Source organism: Burkholderia sp. AW49-1, from assembly GCF_053427845.1.
In genome coordinates this window covers 71,293-89,426 of the sequence record NZ_JBSAXF010000007.1, presented here as the reverse complement: position 1 = coordinate 89,426, position 18,134 = coordinate 71,293, and the positions used below count along the sequence as shown (strand labels likewise).

The following is an 18,134-nucleotide window of genomic DNA, read 5'->3' as shown; positions in this document are numbered from 1 at the left end:
TGACGGTCGTGCGGAGTCGATCGTGTAAACGTTAGGCGGCGATTGCGCAGGCTGCAATTCGGAAATGGCAATCGCGGCGATAGTCGCCGCGATCGCAAGGGAAGGGATGTGCGCGACCGCTCGTCGCGGCGCTCGCGCGGAAGCGGCTCAGGCCGCGCCGGCCGGCGTCGGAGCGTGTTCCGCGATCAGGTGCTCGGCCCTCAGCGCGTCCCACAGCGCGGCCGGAATCGGCGCCGCCGCGAGCCGCAGGTTCTCGTCGATGCGATCGGGCCGGCTCGCGCCGGGGATCACGGCCGCGACGGCCGGGTGCGCGAGCGAGAACTGCAGCGCCACTGCGCGGACGTCGACGCCGAATTGCTCGCTGATCTGCCGGATGCGCGCGACGCGGTCGAGCATCTCCTGCGTGGCCGGCTGATATTCGAAGTGCGTGCCGCCCGCGAGCACGCCGGAGTTGTACGGGCCGCCGACGATGATGCCGAGGCCGCGCGCCGCGCTTTCCGGCATCAGCCGTTCGAGCGCGCCCGCATGGTCGAGCAGCGTGTAGCGGCCGGCGAGCAGGAAGCCGTCCGGGTCCGAGCGCTCGAGCGCGAGCTCGCACGGCTCGATCCGGTTCACGCCGAGGCCCCAGCCCTTGATGACCTTCTCGTCGCGCAGCCGCGTGAGTGCCTTGGCCGCACCCGACATCGCGATGTCGAACACTTCGAGCCAGCGCTCGCCGTGGAAGTCGATCGCCGGATCGTGGATCCACACGGTATCGAGGCGGTCGGTGCGCAGCCGCGCGAGGCTCGCCTCGATCGAGCGCAGCGTGCCGTCTTCCGTGTAGTCGTAGACGACCTTGTTCGGCAGCCCATGGCGGAACAGCCCGCCCTTCTCGCCGAGATCGCGCTGCGACGCATCCTCGTGCTCGTCGAGCACGAGGCGGCCGACCTTCGTGCCGAGCGAATATTCGTCGCGCGGGCGGCCGGCGAGCGCTTCACCGAGGCGCAGCTCGGCGAGGCCGGCGCCGTACAGCGGCGCCGCGTCGAAGTAGCGGATACCGCTTTCCCAGGCCGCGTCGACGGTCGCCAGCGCTTCTTCGTTCGGGATGTCCCGATACATGTTGCCCAGCGGCGCGGTGCCGAAACCCACGCGGGAAGGGGACGTGATTCTCATGTCGGACTCCTGTCGATCGCTCAGGCCGCGGCCTGCGCGAGCGTCGGATAGTCGGTCAGGCCGCGTGCGCCGCCGCCGAACAGCGTGTTGCGGTCGTGCGGCGTGAGCGCGGCGCCGGTACGCAGGCGCTCGGGCAGGTCGGGGTTCGCGACGAACGGGCGGCCGAAGGCGACGAGGTCGGCCCAGCCGGCGGCGATCGCTTCGCGCGCGCGCTCGGCGGTGTACGCGCCGGCGTAGATCAGCACGCCCGGATACGCGGCACGCAGCTGCTGCTTGAATTCGACCGGCATCAGCGGCGCGTCGTCCCAGTCGGCTTCCGCGATGTGCAGGTAGCCGACGCCGAGTTCGCCGAGCAGCTTCGCGGCGGCGAGGTAGGTCGTCTCGGGTTCGTCGTCGACGCAGCCGTTCAGCGTGGTCAGCGGCGCGAGGCGGATGCCGACGCGCGACGCGTCGCCGGTGCCTTCGATCAGCGCCTGCGCGACTTCGCGCAGGAAGCGCAGCCGGTTTTCGAGCGAGCCGCCGTACGCGTCGGTGCGCGTGTTCGCGTTCGAGTCGATGAACTGGTTCACGAGATAGCCGTTCGCGCCGTGCAGCTCGACGCCGTCGAAGCCGGCTTCGATCGCGTTGCGCGCGGCGGCGCGATATTGATCGACGATCTCGCGGATTTCGTCGACGGACAACGCGCGCGGCTCGGAGGCCTGCACGAAGCCCGGCGTGCTGCCGTCTTCACCGGCGACGAACACGTTCACGCCCTTCGCCTGGAGCGGCGACGACGACACGGGTTGCCGGCCGCCGAGCAGGCTCGTGTGGCTCAGCCGGCCGACGTGCCAGAGCTGGGCGAAGATGCGGCCGTGCGCGGCGTGGACGGCGTCCGTCACCTTGCGCCAGCCGGCGACCTGCGACGGCGTGTGGATGCCGGGCGTCCATGCGTAGCCCTTGCCGAGCGGCGCGATGTAGGTGCCTTCGCTGACGATCAGGCCCGCGCTCGCGCGCTGCGCGTAATACGCGGCCATCAGTTCGTTGGCTTCGTCGCCGGGCCGGCTGGCGCGCGAACGCGTCATCGGCGGCATCACGATGCGGTTCGGCAGTGTCAGCGAACCGAATTGCAACGGTTGGAAAAGCGGGTCCTGGGTCATGATGGATTCCTGTCGGTGCCGCGGCCGGCTGGCCGCGGACGGTTCGATTGAGGGAGCGGTGCGTTCAGTCCCACGTCGGCGCGAGGCCGACCGGGTCGACTTCGCGGCCGTCGCGCTCGAGCGCGGCGATCTGCGCCATGTCCTCGTCGGTGAGGCGCAGCGTCTGCGCGAGCAGGTTGCTTGCGAGGTTTTCGCGCTTCGTCGACGACGGGATCACCGAGTAGCCGAGCTGCAGCGCCCAGGCCAGCGCGACCTGCGCCGGCGTCGCGTCGTGACGTTGCGCGATCGCGCCGATCACCGGGTCGCCGAGCACCTTGCCGTATGCGAGCGTCATGTACGACGTCACGTGGATGCCTTCGCCGTTCAGGAACTCGACCAGCTTGCGGTTCTGCAGGTACGGGCTCAGTTCGATCTGGTTCGTCGCGATCGCATCCTTGCCGACCACCGCGATCGCTTCCTTCGTCAGCTCGATGTTGAAGTTCGAGATGCCGATCCGGCGCGTGAGGCCCTTTGCCTTCGCGTCGGCGAGCGCGGTCATGAACGTCTCGACCGACACGCCGCTCTCCGGAGCCGGCCAGTGGATCAGCGTCAGGTCGACGTAGTCGGTGCGCAGCTTGCGCAGGCTTTCCTCGAGGCTGGCGACCAGTTTTTCCGGCGCGTAGTTGTCGACCCAGATCTTCGTCGTGAGGAACAGGTCTTCGCGGCGCACGCCCGATGCGGCGATCGCTTCGCCGACTTCGGCTTCGTTGCCGTAGATCTGCGCGGTGTCGATCGCGCGGTAGCCGACTTCGAGGCCGTTGCGGACCGAGTCGATGACAACCTGGCCTTGCAGGCGGAAAGTGCCAAGGCCGAATGCGGGAATGTTGCTCATCTTGTGTTCCTGGAAGAGGTGGGCCGATTGCGTTATGGAAGTCATTCTGGCGTCCTGGACTGATGAGATAAACGCCTCTAGAGGTCAAAAATATTTGATTTGAAGTCAAATATCGGTCGAGGATCCGGCCGGCTGGCGGTGTGCCGGCCTCAGGCGGTGCCCGCCAGCGCGCTCGCAGCGGCATTCGCATGGAATGCCGGCAGCACGTCCGACGCGATCTCGGCCATCGTCTCGTCGAGCGGGCGGCGGTTGCGGCGGAAATGCAGGCCGATGTGCTGCACGCCGGCGTCGCGCATCGCCGCGAGTTCCTCCGTCAACGCGATGCGTCCGGCGCGCGCGCCGAAGCGGTGCCGCTGCAGCGGCTCATGCGGATCGTCCGCGAGGTCGAGGTGGATGAAGCTCACGTACGGCTTGTCGCCGGCCACCGCGCGCCAGTTCGCGACGCGTTGCACGTGATCGGCCGGCGTGCCCGGATACGCGAGGCAGCCATCCATGTGCTCGCCGATCCATGCGGGCGTTTGCTGCGCGAGACCGGCGACGAGCAGCGGCACCGGCGAGCGCGCGGCGGGCAGCACGTCGAGGCCGGGCGGCAGATGCGCACGCGCGCCGTCGCGCAGCAGTGCGATCTGGTCGCGGAAGTTCGCGCCGCGCGACGCGAAGTCGCGGCCGAACAGCGGATATTCGACCGGCCGGTCGCCGCTCGCGACGCCGAGCAGCAGGCGTCCCCGGCTGAGTTCCTGGATCGTCGCGGCCGATTTCAGCGTGAGCAGCGGTTCGCGCAGCGGCAGCACGACGGCCGCCGTGCCGAGCAGGATGTCGCGCGTGATGCCGGCGAGGTAGCCGAGATACGAGAAGGTCTCGAACACCTGCGCGGCGTCGCCGAACGACGGGTCGTACACCGGCACGTCGCGCACCCAGAGCGCGCGGAAGCCGAGCGTGTCGGCCAGCTGCGCGAGCTCCGCGTGGATTTCCAGGTCGGGCACGCCGGGGCGGCGGCCGTCATGCTGGCGCCTCGCGTCGCCGGCCGGCGACCAGTCGTTGTCGAGCGGCAGTTCGATGCCGATGCTGAAGCCGCCGTCGGCGAGCTTGTCGAGTGAAGTGGACATGGTCGGGCGTCTCCGTTCAGATCGCGCGCAGGCTGCCTTCGAGCCGGTAGAAGACGAGCGACGATGCGGTGAAGAACGCGCGCGACGTGCCGCCGGCGAAATCGTCGAGGTGCACGACCGTCGCGCGGTCGGCTTCCTGCCACGAGATCGCGTAGGTCTCGCCGGCGACGTGCTGCCACGTGAAGGCGACTTCGCCCGTCGCGCCCGCGTACGCGCCTTCGGTGATCTCGTAGCGCATGTGGAGGCCGTCCTCGTCATATGCGTTGAGGGCGGTGAGATCGTCGTAACGGACTTCGAAAGTCTTGCCGGCGAACGGCGGACGTCGGGTCGATGCGTTCATGCTGTGCGGCTCCTGCAAAAAAGTGACGTTCAATGGGCGAGTTCGACGGGTTCGGCCGTGCGTTCGGGCAGGCCCTGGCCGCGGTCGAGGCGGCCGCTCAGCGCGGTCAGTGCGAACGCGCCGAGCGTGACGACGGCGGCGATCCACGGCGTATGGCCGAGGCCGACGTTCGCGACGATCAGGCCGCCGAGCGACGAGCCGCCGGCGACGCCGAGGTTGAACGCGGCGATGTTGAAGCCCGATGCGACGTCGGTGGCGTCCGGCGCGAAGTGGCGCGCCTGCTTGACGACGTACACCTGCAGGCCCGGCACGTTGCCGAATGCGACGGCGCCCCACGCGAGCATCGTCAGCACCGCGAGCCACTTCACGTGCACCGTGAAGGTCAGTGCGAGCAGCACGATCGCGAGCAGCAGGAAGATCTGCTTGAGCGCCTTGACCGGGCCGACGCGGTCGGCGAGCTTGCCGCCCCACACGTTGCCGAACGCGACCGACACGCCGTAGCCGACGAGCACGAGGCTGACCTGCGACGGCGTGAAGCCGGCGATCTGTTCGAGCAGCGGCGCCATGTAGGTGAACGCGATCAGCGAGCCGCCGTAGCCGACCGCCGTCATCGCATAGACGAGCAGCAGGCGCGGCTGGGCCAGCACGCGGAACTGGCGGGCGAGCGGCGCCGGCGGCGTCCGTGGCAGACCGCGCGGCACGAAGGCAACCGCGCCGAGGAACGCGACGAGGCCGAACAGCGCGACGATCAGGAACGTCGCGCGCCAGCCGAAGTGCTGGCCGATGAAGGTGCCGAGCGGAATGCCGGCGACGAATGCGACGGTCATGCCGCTGAACATCGTCGCGATCGCGCTGGCGGCCTTGTCTTTCGGCACGAGCGTGGTCGCGATGATCGAGCCGACCGAGAAGAACACGCCGTGCGCGAGCCCGGTGAGCACGCGCGCGACGATCAGCGATTCGTAGCCGGGCGCCTGCCAGGCGACGAGGTTGCCGATGGTGAACAGCGCCATCAGCGCGGCGAGCAGCGTCTTGCGCGGCACGCGGCCGGTGAGCGCGGTGAGGAGCGGCGCGCCGATCGCGACGCTTAGCGCGTAGAGGCTGACGAGCAGGCCGGCCGACGGCAGGCTGACGCCGAGATCGGCGCCGATCGTCGGGATCAGCCCGACGATCACGAATTCGGTCGTGCCGATGGCGAAGGCGCTGATGGTCAGCGCAAGCAGGGCGAGTGGCATGGCGGGATCCAGGTTCCAGTAAGAATGGATCGCAGTGTGCCGCCTTTACTTTTGCGGAAAAACTGGTCTATAAACCAAATTGTTTTGATTTCAGGTCAACAATGAAAATCACGCTCGACGAACTCCAGGCCTTTGCCGCCGTGGTCGACACCGGTTCGATCACCGCCGCCGCGCAGCAGCTCGACGTGACCGTGTCGGCGGCGAGCCGCACGCTTGCGCGGCTCGAGGAGAAGCTGAAGACCACACTGCTGCGGCGGACCACGCGCCGGCTCGAACTGACCGAAGAAGGGCACGCGTTCCTGCAGGATGCGCGCGCGATCATCGAATCGGTCGAAAACGCCGAGGAGCAGATGCTCGCGCGGCGCGAGATGCCGTCGGGGCGGCTGCGCGTCGACGCCGCGACGCCGTTCATGCTGCACGTGATCGTGCCGCTCGTGCGCGGCTACCGAGAACGCTTCCCGAAGGTCGAGCTGGAGCTGAACAGCAACGAGGGGATCATCGACCTGCTCGAGCGGCGCACCGACGTCGCGATCCGGATCGGCCGCCTGAAGGATTCGACGCTGCACAGCCGGCGGATCGGCAACAGCCGGCTGCGCATCCTCGCGAGCCCCGCGTACATCGAAGCGCACGGCCAGCCGCGCAAGGTGGAGGATCTTGCCAGGCACACGCTGCTCGGCTTCACGCAGCCGGAATCGCTGAACGTGTGGCCGATCCTCGGCGCGGACGGCGAGCCGAGCCGCATCGAGCCCGGCATATGGTCGTCGAGCGGCGAGACGCTGCGGCAGCTCGCGCTGGAGGGGGCGGGCATGGTGTGCCTGTCGGATTTCATGACCGCGCAGGATCGCGAGGCCGGCCGGCTCGTGCAGGTGCTCGCACGGCAGACGCTCGAAGTCGAACAGCCGATCAACGCGGTGTATTACCGGAACACCGCGATCTCGTCGCGGATCGCGTCGTTCGTCGATTACATGATCGAAGTGCTGGGCGGCGGGACCAGCGGCAGCGATGCGCCGACGCGGCGCAAGGCCGCCTGGATGGGGCCGCTGTAACGGCGGCGCGCCGGAAGGGAAACGGGGGGCGGCGGTGGGCCGTGCGTGATCCGGCGTGCCGCACGGCGCTTGCGCCGCGGGCACGCCGTCGTGCAGCGCTTACGCTTCCTCGGACCACGACATGTTGTCGCGCGCCAGCAGCGCCGACGATGCCGCCGGTCCGAACGTGCCCGCGGTATAGAGCCGCGGGCGATCGCCGAGCTGCTTCCAGCCCTCGAGGATCGGCTCGACCCACGACCACGCGGCCTCGAGTTCGTCGCGGCGCATGAAGTGCGTGAGGCGCCCGCGGATCACGTCGATCAGCAACCGCTCGTACGCTTCCGCGCGCCGCTCCGGAATCGCCTGCTGCAGGTCGAGGTTCAGGCTCACGGGCACCATCTTCATCCCGCTGCCCGGCTCCTTCGCGAGCATCTGCAGCTGGATCGATTCTTCCGGCTGGAGCTGGATCACGAGGCGGTTGCTGTAGTGGCGCGGGCCGGTCGGGATGATCGAGAAAGGCATGTCCGCGAATTCGATCACGATTTCCGACTGGCGGCGCTGCAGCCGCTTGCCGGTGCGCAGGAAAAACGGCACGTTCGCCCAGCGCCAGTTGTTGATGTGCGCGCGCAGTGCGACGAAGGTTTCCGCGTGGCTGTCCGCCGGCACGTTGTCTTCCTCGAGATAGCCCTTGACCGGCTGACCGTCGACCGCGCCGGCCGTGTACTGGCCGCGCACCGTGTCGCGCGCGACGTCCGACAGCGCCATCGGCCGCAGCGAGCGCAGCACCTTCAGCTTCTCGTCGCGCACCGCGTCGGGGTCGAGTGATACCGGCGGCTCCATCGCGACGATGCACAGCAGTTGCAGCAGGTGGTTCTGCACCATGTCGCGCAGCGCGCCGGTATGGTCGTAGAAGCCCGCGCGGCTGCCGACGCCGACCGTCTCCGCCACCGTGATCTGCACGCTGCGGATGCTCGGCGCCTGCCACAGCGGCCCGAAGATCGGGTTGCCGAAGCGCAGCACCATCAGGTTCTGCACGGTTTCCTTGCCGAGGTAGTGGTCGATCCGGTAGATCTGCGATTCCGCGAAATGCTTGCCGACCGCATCGTTGATCGCCTGCGCCGACGCGAGATCGTGGCCGAGCGGCTTTTCGAGGACGACGCGCGAACGCGCGTCGACGAGGTGCGCGGCCGACAGGTTGTCGCAGATCGTCGTGAACAGCTCCGGCGACGTCGACAGGTAGAACACGCGGATCGCATCGCCGCGCGCCGCGTCGGCGAGGCGTGCGTAGTCTTCCGGCGCGTTCACGTCGATCAGCACGTACTTGAACAGGTCGAGGAAACGGGCCCACGCGTCGGCGTCGAACGCCTTGTCGTCGATGAACGGGCGCGATTGCTCGTCCATGAACTTGCGATAGCCGTCGATGCCCCAGTCGCGCCGGCCGACCGCGATGATGCGCGTCTCCGGCGGCAGGTTGCAGTGCAGGTGCGCCATGTACAGCGCGGGCAACAGCTTGCGGGCGGCCAGGTCGCCGCCGCCGCCGAAGATGATCATGTCGACGGGCTGGTCGGCTTCGGTCTGGTTGGGCTTATTCGTCATGAGTGGATCGCGGTCTGAAGCGGTGTGAGCGTGGAACGAACGTCGAAGCGCCGGGCGCCGGTGCGTTGGCGCGCCAGTACGCGAAAACGCTAATAGTGCACGCTTTTGATCGATCGTGTATGTGTTCCCGTGTTGAAACAGCACTTGCATCGCATGCATGCCGTGATTATGATTGAGCGCTCACTCATTAAAGGAATCGAACGTGGCCCGACCGCGCAGCCCCGACAAGCACGACGCCATCCTCGCCGCCGCCGCCCGCGCGCTCGCGGAGGACGGCGCGAGCGCGACCACCGCGCGCATCGCGCGGCTCGCCGGCGTCGCGGAAGGCACGGTGTTTACCTATTTCGAAACCAAGGATGCGCTGCTGAATGCGCTGTACCTGAGCCTGAAGGCCGAGATGCGCGAGGCGATGATGATCGGGTTTCCGGAGCATGCGCCGGCCGAACAGGCGATGCGGCATGCGTGGAACGGCTACGTGTCGTGGGGCGTCGCGAACCCGGACGGGCGCCGCGCGCTGCAGCAGCTCGGCGTGAGCGGCCGCATCGACGACGCGCATCGCGCGGCCGGGGCAGAAGGGTTCGGCGCGATCAGGTCGCTGCTGCGCGCGCAGGTTGCCGCGGCGGGCGGGCTGAAGGCCGACGATGCGCACGCGTTCTGCGCGGCGCTGTTCACGTCGATCGCGGAGACGGCGATCGAATCGATCGCGCGCGATCCGGCGCTGGCCGACGGATACCGGGAAGCGGGGTTTCGTGCGCTGTGGGCCGTGTTGCACGCGGTCTGAGCGGACGGCCCGCCGGGCGGGCTGCGCAGCGGACAGCGGGAGGCGGGTGATCGGCGGCGCGTTCGATTCCGGCGCGTCCGCTGCGGCGGAAGGTGGTTTCAGGCAGGGCGAGGCACGGTGAAAACCATCGTTTCAGCGCCCATATTAATGAGTGAGTAATCATTCATTTTGTGGTTTCAACCTTGTCGAGGAGTGGAAAATGTCGAAAGTCTGGCTGGTAACAGGGGCCGCGCGCGGCCTGGGGCGTGCGATCGCGGAAGCGGTGCTGGCGGCGGGCGATCGTCTGGTGGCCGGTGCGCGCGATCCCGCGCGGCTCGCGGATCTGGAGGAGCGGTACGGCGACCGGCTGCTGCCGATCGAACTCGACGTGACCGACGCCGCTGCGGCCGCGCATGCGGTGGCGGCTGCGCGCGACGCGTTCGGCCGCATCGACGTGCTGGTGAACAACGCGGGCTACGGCCATACGGCGCCGTTCGAGCAGATGGCCGCCGACGATTTCCGCGACCAGATCGAAACGAACCTGTTCGGCGTGGTCAACATGACGCGCGCGGTGCTGCCGACGATGCGTGCGCAGCGCGCGGGCCACATCTTCCAGGTGTCGTCGGTCGGCGGGCGTACGGCGACGGCCGGCCTGTCCGCGTATCAGGCCGCGAAGTGGGCGGTCGGCGGGTTCAGCGACGTGCTGTCGAAGGAAGTCGCGCCGTTCGGCGTGCGCGTGTGCACGCTGGAGCCGGGCGGGATGCGCACCGAATGGGCGGCGCAGGCGAAGCGCGAGATCGACGGCTTGCTGCCCGACTATCAGCCGTCGGTCGGGAAGATTCTCGAATTGCTCGGCGCGTATGGCGGCCACGAGGTCGGCGATCCCGCACGGATCGCGGCGCTGATCGTCGAGCTGTCGCGTCGCGACGACGTGCCGATGCGTCTGCTGCTCGGCGGCGATGCGCTGTTCGTGTGCGAGCAGGCGGAAGCGCAGCGTGCGGAGGAGGCGGCGCGGTGGCGCGATGCGACGCTGTCGACGATGTTCCCGGACGCGAAGCTCCCGGATGGGCTGCAGGCGTTGAAGAAGGTCGGGTAAGCCGGGGACACCGGGGCATCGCGGGTTCGCTTGAGCGCGGCGCCGGTCGCCGAAGCTGGTGCGCGCGGCGGCCGGAGGAAGCCCGGTCGCATGCACGCCGGTCGCCGACCGCGATCACCGTTGCCGGCAGCCTTCAGCGGCCCAGCGCGTAGAACTCCGCGTTGGGCCGCATGTTCGTCACGTTCGCGAGGCGATTCGACATCCCGAAGAACGCCGAGATCGCCGCGATGTCCCAGGCATCCTCGTCGGTGAAGCCATGCGACTTCAGCGTATCGAAGTCCGCTTCGCCCACCAGGTGCGCGGTCTGCGACACCTTCATCGCGAAGTCGAGCATCGCCTTCAGTCGGGCGGTGATGTCGGCCTTGCGATAGTTGGTCGCGACCTGGTCGGCGATCAGCGGATCCTTCGCGCGAATGCGCAGAATTGCGCCGTGCGCGATCACGCAGTACTGACACTGGTTCACGCTGCTGGTGGCCACGACGATCATTTCGCGTTCGGCCTTGGTGAGGTTGCCCGGCTTGTCCATCAGCGCGTCGTGGTACGCCATGAACGCGCGAAACTCGTCCGGGCGATGCGCGAGCGTGAGGAATACGTTCGGGACGAAGCCCGATTTTTCCTGGACGGCCGCGATCCGTTCGCGAATGTCGTCGGGCAGGTCTTCGAGTGCCGGCACGGGGAAGCGGCTGACGGGCGTGTTGTCTGCAGCGGTCATGAGGTCTCCTGGATGAAATGGCACGGGCGGTCTCGACGCACGAGCCGCGGGCCTGAAAAAGAAACATCGCGTGTTGCCAGTGGCGTCATGCGTTGACGTCGACGATGATGTCGCCGCGAATCGGGTTGTTCATCAGCTCCTCGCCAAGTGGGATGACGCTGCCGACGCCGAAGAGCGTGTTTCTAGCCGGATGGAGCAAGTCTGTCAGCGAACGGTGCAAGCATAGGATCTCATTCGCACTGGTACAAACCCTGATTAAATAAATTTATCGCGGTGAAAAATTCCGCATCTTATTGAACGGATATCGGCTCGCTATAGTGGCTCGCTTTCCCGCACGCAACCGTTCGCGTGCGGCTGACACGCTGACGATCAGCAGGAGCCGCTTGATGACCACCGACGTCCGATTCACCGAAATCGAGGATCTGATGCCCGCCGCCGGCGGGCTGCGCGAGATTCGCCATCACATTCACCATCATCCGGAACTCGCGTACGAGGAGCACGAGACGGCCGCGCTCGTCGCGGACAAGCTCGAGCAATGGGGCTGGCAGGTGACGCGCGGGGTCGGCGAGACGGGCGTGGTCGGCACGCTGCGCGTCGGCGGCGGCACGCGCAGCATCGGCATCCGTGCGGACATGGACGCGCTGCCGATCCTCGAGGCGACCGGTCTGCCGTACGCGAGCGGCACGCACGGCAAGATGCACGCATGCGGCCACGACGGCCACACGACGATGCTGCTCGGCGCCGCGCAACACCTCGCGAAGACGCGCAACTTCTCCGGCACCGTGCACCTGTATTTCCAGCCGGCGGAAGAGCACGGCGTCGACAGCGGCGCGAAGAAGATGATCGACGACGGCCTGTTCGACCGCTTTCCGTGCGATGCGGTATTCGGCATGCACAACCATCCGGGCGCGGCGCCAGGCGTGTTCCTCACGCGGCGCGGCCCGTTCATGTCGGCCGGCGACAAGGCGATCATCTCGATCGAGGGCGTCGGCGGCCATGCGGCGCGGCCGCACCTGACGGTCGATCCGGTGGTCGTCGCGGCGAGCATCGTGATGGCGCTGCAGACGATCGTCGCGCGCAACGTCGACCCGTCGCAGCCGGCGGTCGTCACGGTCGGCTCGATGCACGCGGGCACCGCGAACAACGTGATCCCGAACGGCGCGCGCCTCGAACTCAGCGTGCGGTCGTTCAGCCCCGACGTGCGCGCGCTGCTCAAGCGCCGCATCGTCGAGCTCGCCGAGTCGCAGGCCGCGAGTTACGGCGCGACCGCGCACGTCGAGTACATCGAAGGCTATCCGGTCGTCGTCAATACGGATGCCGAAACGGATTTCGCCGCGCAGGTCGCGCGCGAGCTGGTCGGCGACGCGCATGTGGTCGAGCAGGCCGACCTGCTGATGGGCAGCGAGGATTTCGCGTTCATGCTGCAGCAGCGGCCGGGCTCGTTCGTGCGGCTCGGCAACGGCGAAGGCGAGGACGGCTGCATGGTGCACAACCCGAAGTACGACTTCAACGATCGCAACCTGCCGATCGGCGCGGCGTTCTGGACGCGTCTCGTCGAGCGATACCTCGGGCAGTAGCCACGGCGGCGGCGCGCGGCCGGCGCTTCCGGCCGCATTGAGAGGAGAAACGAACGATGCAGAAAGACCACCTCGCGCTGCACCCCGCGTCGACGGGGGCTGCCGAAGCCGATACGCGCGGCGCACCGGCCGTCACGAAGCGCGGCGCGATCGCGGCGGCCGTGATCGGCAACTGGCTGGAGTTCTTCGATTTCACCGTGTACGGCTTTTTCGCGGTGCTGATCGGCAAGCTGTTCTTCCCGTCGAGCGATCCGACCACGTCGCTGCTGCTGTCGGTCGCGACGTTCGCCGCTGGCTTCTTCACGCGGCCGCTCGGCAGCGTCGTGCTCGGCGTCTATGCGGATCGCAAGGGCCGCAAGGCCGCGCTGAACCTGACGATCATGCTGATGGCGCTCGGCACCGGCCTGATCGCGATCGCGCCGACCTACGCGCAGGTCGGCGTGGCCGCGCCGCTGCTGGTCGTCTGCGCACGGCTGATGCAGGGGTTCTCGCAGGGCGGTGAATTCGGCGCGGCGACTTCCACGCTGATCGAGCAGGGCGGCACGTCGCACCGCGCGTTCCGCGCGAGCTGGCAGCTGGCGACGCAGGGCGGCGCGGCGCTGATGGGTTCGGGCTTCGCGGCGCTGCTGTCGAACACGCTGACGAAGGACGCGCTCGAGGGCTGGGGCTGGCGCCTGCCGTTCCTGGTGGGCGTGCTGATCGCGCCGGTCGGCATGTATCTGCGCCGCCGGCTCGCGGACGATGCGCCCGGCGACCGCCATCACGGGATCGAACGCGGCGTGCTGCGCGAGCTGTTCTCGCAGCACACGCGCACGGTGCTGCTGCTGATGCTGACGGTGATGGGTGGCACGGTGTCGACCTACATCCTGACTTTCTACATGCCGACCTATGCGATCCATACGCTCGGGCTGCCGATGAAGCTGTCGATGTTCGTCGGCGTGGCGTCGGGTTGCGTGATGCTGGTGACGTGTCCGCTGTTCGGCTGGCTGTCGGACCGCCTCGGCAGCCGGCGCATGCCGATCTTCGTTGGGCGCGGCGTGCTGGTCCTGCTGCTGTTCCCTGCGTTCTGGCTGATGAACCATCATCCGACGCTGCCGGTGATCCTGCCGCTGACCGCGCTGATGCTGCTGTTCTATTCGCTCGGTTCGGCATCCGAAATGGCGCTGATGTGCGAATCGCTGCCGCGCCACGTGCGCGCGACGGGCATCTCGATCGCGTATGCGCTCGCGGTGACGATCTTCGGCGGCACCGCGCAGCTGATCGCGACCTGGCTCGTGAAGACGACGGGCAGCAAGCTCGCGCCGGCCGGCTACGTGGCCGTGTGCGTGGTGCTGTCGCTGATCGCGGTCGCGATGCTGCGCGAGACGGCGCGCGAATCGATGGACTGACGTGCGGCGCCGCGGGCGGCGATCCGCGTCTGGATTACCGCCCGCGCACGGTCCTCAGGTACGACGCGAGCATCGTCGCCAGTTCCTGCGCGGCGGGCGTCAACGGCACGGCCGCGCGTTGCAGCAGGCAGACTTCCTGCGATTCAGCCTGCTCGCGCACGCGCACCTTCGCGAGCGCGCCCGCGAACGGCCCGTGCCGCGTCACGGCTTCGGATTCGAGCGCGAGGCAATCCGTCTGCGTGACGAGCTGCAGCGTTTCGAACATTCCTTCGACAGTCGCGATGATCGTCGGCGCGGGCTGGCTGTGCGCGTCGAAATACGCGAGCAGCCGGTTGACGACCGGATCGGCGCTCAGGTTCGGTGAACGCGTCGACACCCACGCGTAGTCGGCCAGCTCGGCAAGCGATTGCGCGTGCTGCCGCGGATGGCCGTTGCGGCACACGACCACCGGCGCCGACGCATGCAGCGGCGTGACCGCGAGATCGGTCGTGTCGGTCTGCTTCGCGACGAGCGCGATCGCGAAATCCACGGCGCTCTCGCGCAGCCAGCCGATCATCATCCGCGACGTGCCGGTGCGCAAGTGCACGTCGACCTTCGGGAAGCGCGCGCGGAATGCGGTCAGCACCGGCGCGAACGCATCGATCAGCGGTTCGGTCACGAGGCCCAGCGTGACGGTGCCTTCGCAGGCGCCGCTCAGCTGGCGGATCTCGTGCTCGACCTGTTCGCATTCGCCGAGGATCGCGCCCGAGCGCGCGAGCAGCCGCTGGCCGACGGCCGTCGGCACGATCCCGCGATTGGTGCGTGTGAACAGCGTCGCGCCGAGCGTCGCTTCGAGGCTCTGCAGTTGCTGCGTGACGCCGCTCTGCGCGAGATCCAGCGCGCGTGCGGCGGCGCGCAGGCTGCCGTGTTCGACGACGGCCTGGAAGATGCGGAGCTGGGACAGCGTGAACGCCATGGTCGAGCGCGAGGCCGGTGATCGGAAATACTGATCATGATAAGACAGCCGCGCGTTCCGGCGGCGGCGCGCGCGCACTACGATCGCAGGCAGTCCGGCCCATGCCGGTTGTCCCATTTCCCGCCTTCCATCGATCATGAAACGCGTGCCACGCCTGCCTCGCTTCTGCCGCTTCCTCGTTCCGCTGGCTTCCCTGTGCATCGGTTTCGCGGCGCCGTCCGCGCACGCGCTCGATGCGCATGTGGTGCGCCTCGGCATCGATCCGACCTATCCGCCGATGGACGCGAAGGCGCCCGACGGCAGCCTGAAGGGTTTCGACGTCGATCTCGGCAACGAGATCTGCCGCCGCGCGCAGTTGCGCTGCCAGTGGGTCGAGCTCGAATTCTCAGGGATGATCCCGGCGCTGCAGGCGCGCAAGATCGACGCGATTTTGTCGTCGATGGCGATCACCGAGAAGCGCGAGAAGCAGATCCTGTTCTCGTCGAAACTGTTCCGCTTCAAGTCGCGACTCGTCGCGCGGCCCGAGCGCGGGCTCGGCAGCACGGCCGCGTCGCTGGCCGGCAAGCGTGTCGGCGTGCAGTCGGGCACGCAGTTCGAATCGTGGGCGCTCGCGCACTGGGCGCCGGCCGGTGTCGGCGTGGTGCCGTACAAGAGCCAGGACGACGTGTTCGCCGATCTCGTCAACGGCCGGCTCGACGCCGCGCTGCTCGGCACGGTGGAAGCCGACTACGGATTCCTGCGCCAGCCGAAGGGCAAGGGCTTCGCGTTCGTCGGCGCGCCGCTCGACCTGGGCGATCGCGGTGTCGGCATCGGAATGCGCCAGTCGGATACGGCGCTCAAGGCGTCGATCGACGGCGCGATCGCGTCGATGCTGAAGGACGGCACGTACGAGCGGATCGCGAAGCAGTACTTCGATTTCAACCCGTACGGCGACTGAGCCGAACGCGCCGTTTCCGTCGCACTCCTTCATTCGGGACCATCGATGCAGATTCGCACCACGCCGCTCCTGTCGCCGTCGATCGGCACGCAGCGCACGCTGACGAGCTTTCATTTCGGGCCGGCCGACGCCGGCCGCAAGATCTACCTGCAGGCCGCGCTGCACGCGGACGAGACGCCCGCGATGCTCGCCGCCGTCGCGCTCAAGCAGCGACTCGCGCAGCTCGACGCGGCCGGCCGGCTCGCGGCCGAGGTCGTGCTGGTGCCGGTCGCGAACCCGATCGGGCTCAACCACCATCTGCTCGGGCAATTCATCGGCCGGTTCGATCTCGCGAGCGGGCGCAATTTCAATCGCGGCTTCCTGCCGCTCGCCGAGATCGCCGCGCGGGCGCGCGACCAGCTCGGCACGGATCCCGAACGCAATCGCGCGGTCGTGCGCGAATGCGTCGGCGCGGCGCTCGACGAGATCGCGCCGCGCACCGAATTCGACGCGTTGCAGCTTGCGTTGCTGAAGCTGTCGCACGACGCGGACGTCGTGATCGACCTGCATTGCTCGCTCGAAGCGGTGATGCACGTGTATACGAACGACTCGGCATGGCCGCAGGTCGAGCCGCTCGCGCGCTATCTCGGTGCGGAGGTGTCGTTGCTCGCCGAGGATTCCGGCGGTCACGCGTTCGACGATGCGCATCACCTGCTGTGGACGCAGTTGCGGCAGCATCTGCCGGAACGGACGCCGATGGCGGCGGGCACGGTGGCCGTGACCGTCGAGTGCCGCGGCCAGCGCGACGTGACGCACGAATACGCGGCGCGCGACGCCGATGCGCTCGTCGACTATCTGGTGTGGTGGGGCGCGGTGCGCGGCGAGCGCACGCCGCTGCCGCCGCTCGCCGCGCTGGCCACGCCGCTCGCGGGCAGCGAGCAGTTCTACGCGCCGGTGAGCGGGATTCTCGTGCACCGCGTGGCGATCGGCGCGACGATTCGTGCGGGCGATCCGTTGTTCGACATCGTCGATCCGCTGACCGACGCGATCACGACGGTGTCGAGCGGCACCGACGGCGTGTTCTACATGCGCCGCGCGATTCGCTTCGTGACGGCCGGCGCGCCGCTCGGCCGCGTGACGGGGGCGGTGCCGGTGCGCACGGGGATGCTGCTCGGCGCGTGAGTGGTGGGCACGGTGTCCGAGAGGCACCGTGCAATGTCGTGCTCGTCGAATTGACCGGGCGTTGGCGCGCCACGAAATCGGGCGGTACGGCGTTCGCTCCGTGTTCCGTGGGAGGGGTGTTGCAGGAGAGTCGGAGCATTGAACGGGCGGCCAGGTGCCGCCCCCTATTGTGTCCGCGAATGGCCGTCGCGCCGATCCGGCCATCGCGCGGTGCACTTACCCGCGCCGTGCCACCAGTTCCGACACCGTCTGCGCGGCCTGCTGCAGCGGCCCGAGAAACTCCTTCACCATCTGCTTCGCGGTGTGCCGCTGCGCGTTGCCGCTGATGTTCATCGCGGCGATCACCTGCCCGCGCCGGTTGCGGATCGGCGCCGAGATCGACATCAAGCCCACTTCGAGTTCCTGGTCGACCACGGCCCAGCCTTGCTGGCGCACCTGCGCGATCGTCGCCTTCAGCTCGCCGATGTCGGTGATCGTGCGCGGCGTGTGCGCGCGGATGCCGCTCTGCGCGAGCGTTTCATCGAGCGCCGCGTCGTCGAGCGCGGACAGCAGCACACGGCCCATCGACGTGCAGTACGCGGGCAGGCGGCTGCCGATCGACAGGTTGATCGTCATGATCTTGTGGGTCGGCACGCGCAGCACGTAGACGATCTCGGTGCGGTCGAGCACGGCGGCCGAGCAGCTTTCGTGGATCTGCGCGGACAGTTGCTCCATCACCGGATCGGCGAGATTCCAGAACGGCATCGACGTGAGATACGCGAAGCCGAGTTCGAGGATCTTCGGCGTGAGCCGGAACAGCCGGCCGTCGGCCTCGACATAGCCGAGCGTCTGCAGCGTCAGCAGGATCCGGCGCGCGCCGGCGCGCGTGAGCCCGGTGGCCGAGGCGACCTCGGTGAGCGTCTGCTCCGGGCGCTGGGCGTCGAATGCGCGGATCACCGCGAGGCCGCGCGCGAACGACTGCACATAGGAGTCGCCCGGTTTCGTCTGGATGTCTTCGGTTGTCATGAACGGTCGGATTGTCGTGCAGCCGAGAAGATAGCGCATGGGGCCCGACACGCCAACCGCACCGCGGACCGGGCGCTTGACAGGT

18 protein-coding genes are annotated in these 18,134 nt (G+C 68.3%); 7 read left to right on the top strand and 11 right to left on the bottom strand.

Annotation, left to right across the window (positions count from 1 at the left end; translation table 11 throughout):
• Window positions 1–147: 147 nt before the first annotated feature.
• From ACV22W_RS13655 to ACV22W_RS13630, 6 genes are all read right to left on the bottom strand, one after another.
• Window positions 148–1,152 carry an aldo/keto reductase gene (locus ACV22W_RS13655; RefSeq protein ID WP_448019838.1) on the bottom strand — a complete coding sequence of 335 codons (1,005 nt, stop codon included), beginning with the start codon at window positions 1,150–1,152 and terminating at the stop codon, window positions 148–150.
• A 20-nt stretch (window positions 1,153–1,172) separates the two neighbouring features.
• Entirely contained in the window at window positions 1,173–2,288 is a 1,116-nt protein-coding gene (locus ACV22W_RS13650; protein ID WP_448019836.1) for an alkene reductase, read from the bottom strand.
• A gap of 64 nt (window positions 2,289–2,352) precedes the next feature.
• Complete coding sequence (gene dkgB / locus ACV22W_RS13645; protein ID WP_448019834.1) at window positions 2,353–3,159, bottom strand: 2,5-didehydrogluconate reductase DkgB; 807 nt, start codon at window positions 3,157–3,159, stop codon at window positions 2,353–2,355.
• A gap of 149 nt (window positions 3,160–3,308) precedes the next feature.
• A complete protein-coding gene (locus tag ACV22W_RS13640) occupies window positions 3,309–4,265 on the bottom strand; it encodes an LLM class oxidoreductase (protein WP_448019832.1) in 957 nt (318 codons plus the stop codon).
• 16 nt (window positions 4,266–4,281) lie between these two features.
• Complete coding sequence (locus ACV22W_RS13635; RefSeq protein WP_448019830.1) at window positions 4,282–4,605, bottom strand: MoaF-related domain-containing protein; 324 nt, start codon at window positions 4,603–4,605, stop codon at window positions 4,282–4,284.
• A gap of 29 nt (window positions 4,606–4,634) precedes the next feature.
• A complete protein-coding gene (locus ACV22W_RS13630; protein ID WP_059528553.1) occupies window positions 4,635–5,837 on the bottom strand; it encodes an MFS transporter in 1,203 nt (400 codons plus the stop codon).
• A gap of 101 nt (window positions 5,838–5,938) precedes the next feature.
• Here ACV22W_RS13630 and ACV22W_RS13625 point away from each other — a divergent pair, with 101 nt between their 5' ends.
• Window positions 5,939–6,883 carry a LysR substrate-binding domain-containing protein gene (locus tag ACV22W_RS13625; protein ID WP_448019828.1) on the top strand — a complete coding sequence of 315 codons (945 nt, stop codon included), beginning with the start codon at window positions 5,939–5,941 and terminating at the stop codon, window positions 6,881–6,883.
• A 99-nt stretch (window positions 6,884–6,982) separates the two neighbouring features.
• On the opposite strand, the gene zwf is transcribed toward ACV22W_RS13625, so the two are convergent.
• Entirely contained in the window at window positions 6,983–8,458 is a 1,476-nt protein-coding gene (gene zwf, locus ACV22W_RS13620; RefSeq protein ID WP_448019826.1) for a glucose-6-phosphate dehydrogenase, read from the bottom strand.
• Window positions 8,459–8,660: 202 nt separating this feature from the next.
• On the opposite strand from zwf, the gene ACV22W_RS13615 reads away from it, so the two are divergent.
• Together ACV22W_RS13615 and ACV22W_RS13610 are read left to right on the top strand one after the other, a co-directional pair.
• Window positions 8,661–9,239: a TetR/AcrR family transcriptional regulator gene (locus ACV22W_RS13615; protein WP_448019824.1), complete on the top strand. Its 579-nt coding sequence runs from the start codon at window positions 8,661–8,663 to the stop codon at window positions 9,237–9,239.
• A gap of 199 nt (window positions 9,240–9,438) precedes the next feature.
• On the top strand, window positions 9,439–10,314 hold the full coding sequence (locus ACV22W_RS13610; RefSeq protein WP_448019822.1) for an SDR family NAD(P)-dependent oxidoreductase: 876 nt from the start codon (window positions 9,439–9,441) through the stop codon (window positions 10,312–10,314).
• Window positions 10,315–10,447: 133 nt separating this feature from the next.
• Here the strand turns inward: ACV22W_RS13610 and ACV22W_RS13605 are convergent, their stop codons facing one another.
• The gene (locus tag ACV22W_RS13605; RefSeq protein WP_448019820.1) at window positions 10,448–11,026 is read right to left on the bottom strand and encodes a peroxidase-related enzyme; all 579 of its coding nucleotides are present in this window, start codon (window positions 11,024–11,026) and stop codon (window positions 10,448–10,450) included.
• An 85-nt stretch (window positions 11,027–11,111) separates the two neighbouring features.
• Window positions 11,112–11,246, bottom strand: a complete 135-nt coding sequence (locus ACV22W_RS13600) for a hypothetical protein (protein ID WP_448019818.1) — start codon at window positions 11,244–11,246, stop codon at window positions 11,112–11,114.
• A gap of 166 nt (window positions 11,247–11,412) precedes the next feature.
• Here ACV22W_RS13600 and ACV22W_RS13595 point away from each other — a divergent pair, with 166 nt between their 5' ends.
• Window positions 11,413–12,603: a M20 aminoacylase family protein gene (locus ACV22W_RS13595; RefSeq protein ID WP_448019816.1), complete on the top strand. Its 1,191-nt coding sequence runs from the start codon at window positions 11,413–11,415 to the stop codon at window positions 12,601–12,603.
• A gap of 56 nt (window positions 12,604–12,659) precedes the next feature.
• On the top strand, window positions 12,660–13,991 hold the full coding sequence (locus ACV22W_RS13590; RefSeq protein ID WP_448019814.1) for an MFS transporter: 1,332 nt from the start codon (window positions 12,660–12,662) through the stop codon (window positions 13,989–13,991).
• A gap of 34 nt (window positions 13,992–14,025) precedes the next feature.
• On the opposite strand, the gene ACV22W_RS13585 is transcribed toward ACV22W_RS13590, so the two are convergent.
• Window positions 14,026–14,946, bottom strand: coding sequence for a LysR family transcriptional regulator (locus ACV22W_RS13585; protein WP_448019812.1), 921 nt, complete (start codon window positions 14,944–14,946; stop codon window positions 14,026–14,028).
• Window positions 14,947–15,130: 184 nt separating this feature from the next.
• Here ACV22W_RS13585 and ACV22W_RS13580 point away from each other — a divergent pair, with 184 nt between their 5' ends.
• Complete coding sequence (locus tag ACV22W_RS13580; RefSeq protein WP_236873269.1) at window positions 15,131–15,883, top strand: transporter substrate-binding domain-containing protein; 753 nt, start codon at window positions 15,131–15,133, stop codon at window positions 15,881–15,883.
• Between the two features lie 45 nt (window positions 15,884–15,928).
• Window positions 15,929–17,044: a succinylglutamate desuccinylase/aspartoacylase family protein gene (locus ACV22W_RS13575; RefSeq protein WP_448019811.1), complete on the top strand. Its 1,116-nt coding sequence runs from the start codon at window positions 15,929–15,931 to the stop codon at window positions 17,042–17,044.
• 216 nt (window positions 17,045–17,260) lie between these two features.
• Here the strand turns inward: ACV22W_RS13575 and ACV22W_RS13570 are convergent, their stop codons facing one another.
• Window positions 17,261–18,049, bottom strand: coding sequence for an IclR family transcriptional regulator (locus ACV22W_RS13570; RefSeq protein ID WP_321806074.1), 789 nt, complete (start codon window positions 18,047–18,049; stop codon window positions 17,261–17,263).
• Window positions 18,050–18,134: the final 85 nt, after the last annotated feature.

Bases quoted from the DNA above. Each gene is read 5' to 3' on its own strand.
- ACV22W_RS13605 (WP_448019820.1), bottom strand. From the start codon at position 11,026: ATGACCGCTGCAGACAACACGCCCGTCAGCCGCTTCCCCGTGCCGGCA.
- ACV22W_RS13585 (WP_448019812.1), bottom strand. From the start codon at position 14,946: ATGGCGTTCACGCTGTCCCAGCTCCGCATCTTCCAGGCCGTCGTCGAA.
- dkgB (WP_448019834.1), bottom strand. From the start codon at position 3,159: ATGAGCAACATTCCCGCATTCGGCCTTGGCACTTTCCGCCTGCAAGGC.
- ACV22W_RS13650 (WP_448019836.1), bottom strand. From the start codon at position 2,288: ATGACCCAGGACCCGCTTTTCCAACCGTTGCAATTCGGTTCGCTGACA.
- zwf (WP_448019826.1), bottom strand. From the start codon at position 8,458: ATGACGAATAAGCCCAACCAGACCGAAGCCGACCAGCCCGTCGACATG.
- ACV22W_RS13595 (WP_448019816.1), top strand. From the start codon at position 11,413: ATGACCACCGACGTCCGATTCACCGAAATCGAGGATCTGATGCCCGCC.
- ACV22W_RS13655 (WP_448019838.1), bottom strand. From the start codon at position 1,152: ATGAGAATCACGTCCCCTTCCCGCGTGGGTTTCGGCACCGCGCCGCTG.
- ACV22W_RS13630 (WP_059528553.1), bottom strand. From the start codon at position 5,837: ATGCCACTCGCCCTGCTTGCGCTGACCATCAGCGCCTTCGCCATCGGC.
- ACV22W_RS13570 (WP_321806074.1), bottom strand. From the start codon at position 18,049: ATGACAACCGAAGACATCCAGACGAAACCGGGCGACTCCTATGTGCAG.
- ACV22W_RS13625 (WP_448019828.1), top strand. From the start codon at position 5,939: ATGAAAATCACGCTCGACGAACTCCAGGCCTTTGCCGCCGTGGTCGAC.
- ACV22W_RS13635 (WP_448019830.1), bottom strand. From the start codon at position 4,605: ATGAACGCATCGACCCGACGTCCGCCGTTCGCCGGCAAGACTTTCGAA.
- ACV22W_RS13590 (WP_448019814.1), top strand. From the start codon at position 12,660: ATGCAGAAAGACCACCTCGCGCTGCACCCCGCGTCGACGGGGGCTGCC.
- ACV22W_RS13640 (WP_448019832.1), bottom strand. From the start codon at position 4,265: ATGTCCACTTCACTCGACAAGCTCGCCGACGGCGGCTTCAGCATCGGC.
- ACV22W_RS13610 (WP_448019822.1), top strand. From the start codon at position 9,439: ATGTCGAAAGTCTGGCTGGTAACAGGGGCCGCGCGCGGCCTGGGGCGT.
- ACV22W_RS13575 (WP_448019811.1), top strand. From the start codon at position 15,929: ATGCAGATTCGCACCACGCCGCTCCTGTCGCCGTCGATCGGCACGCAG.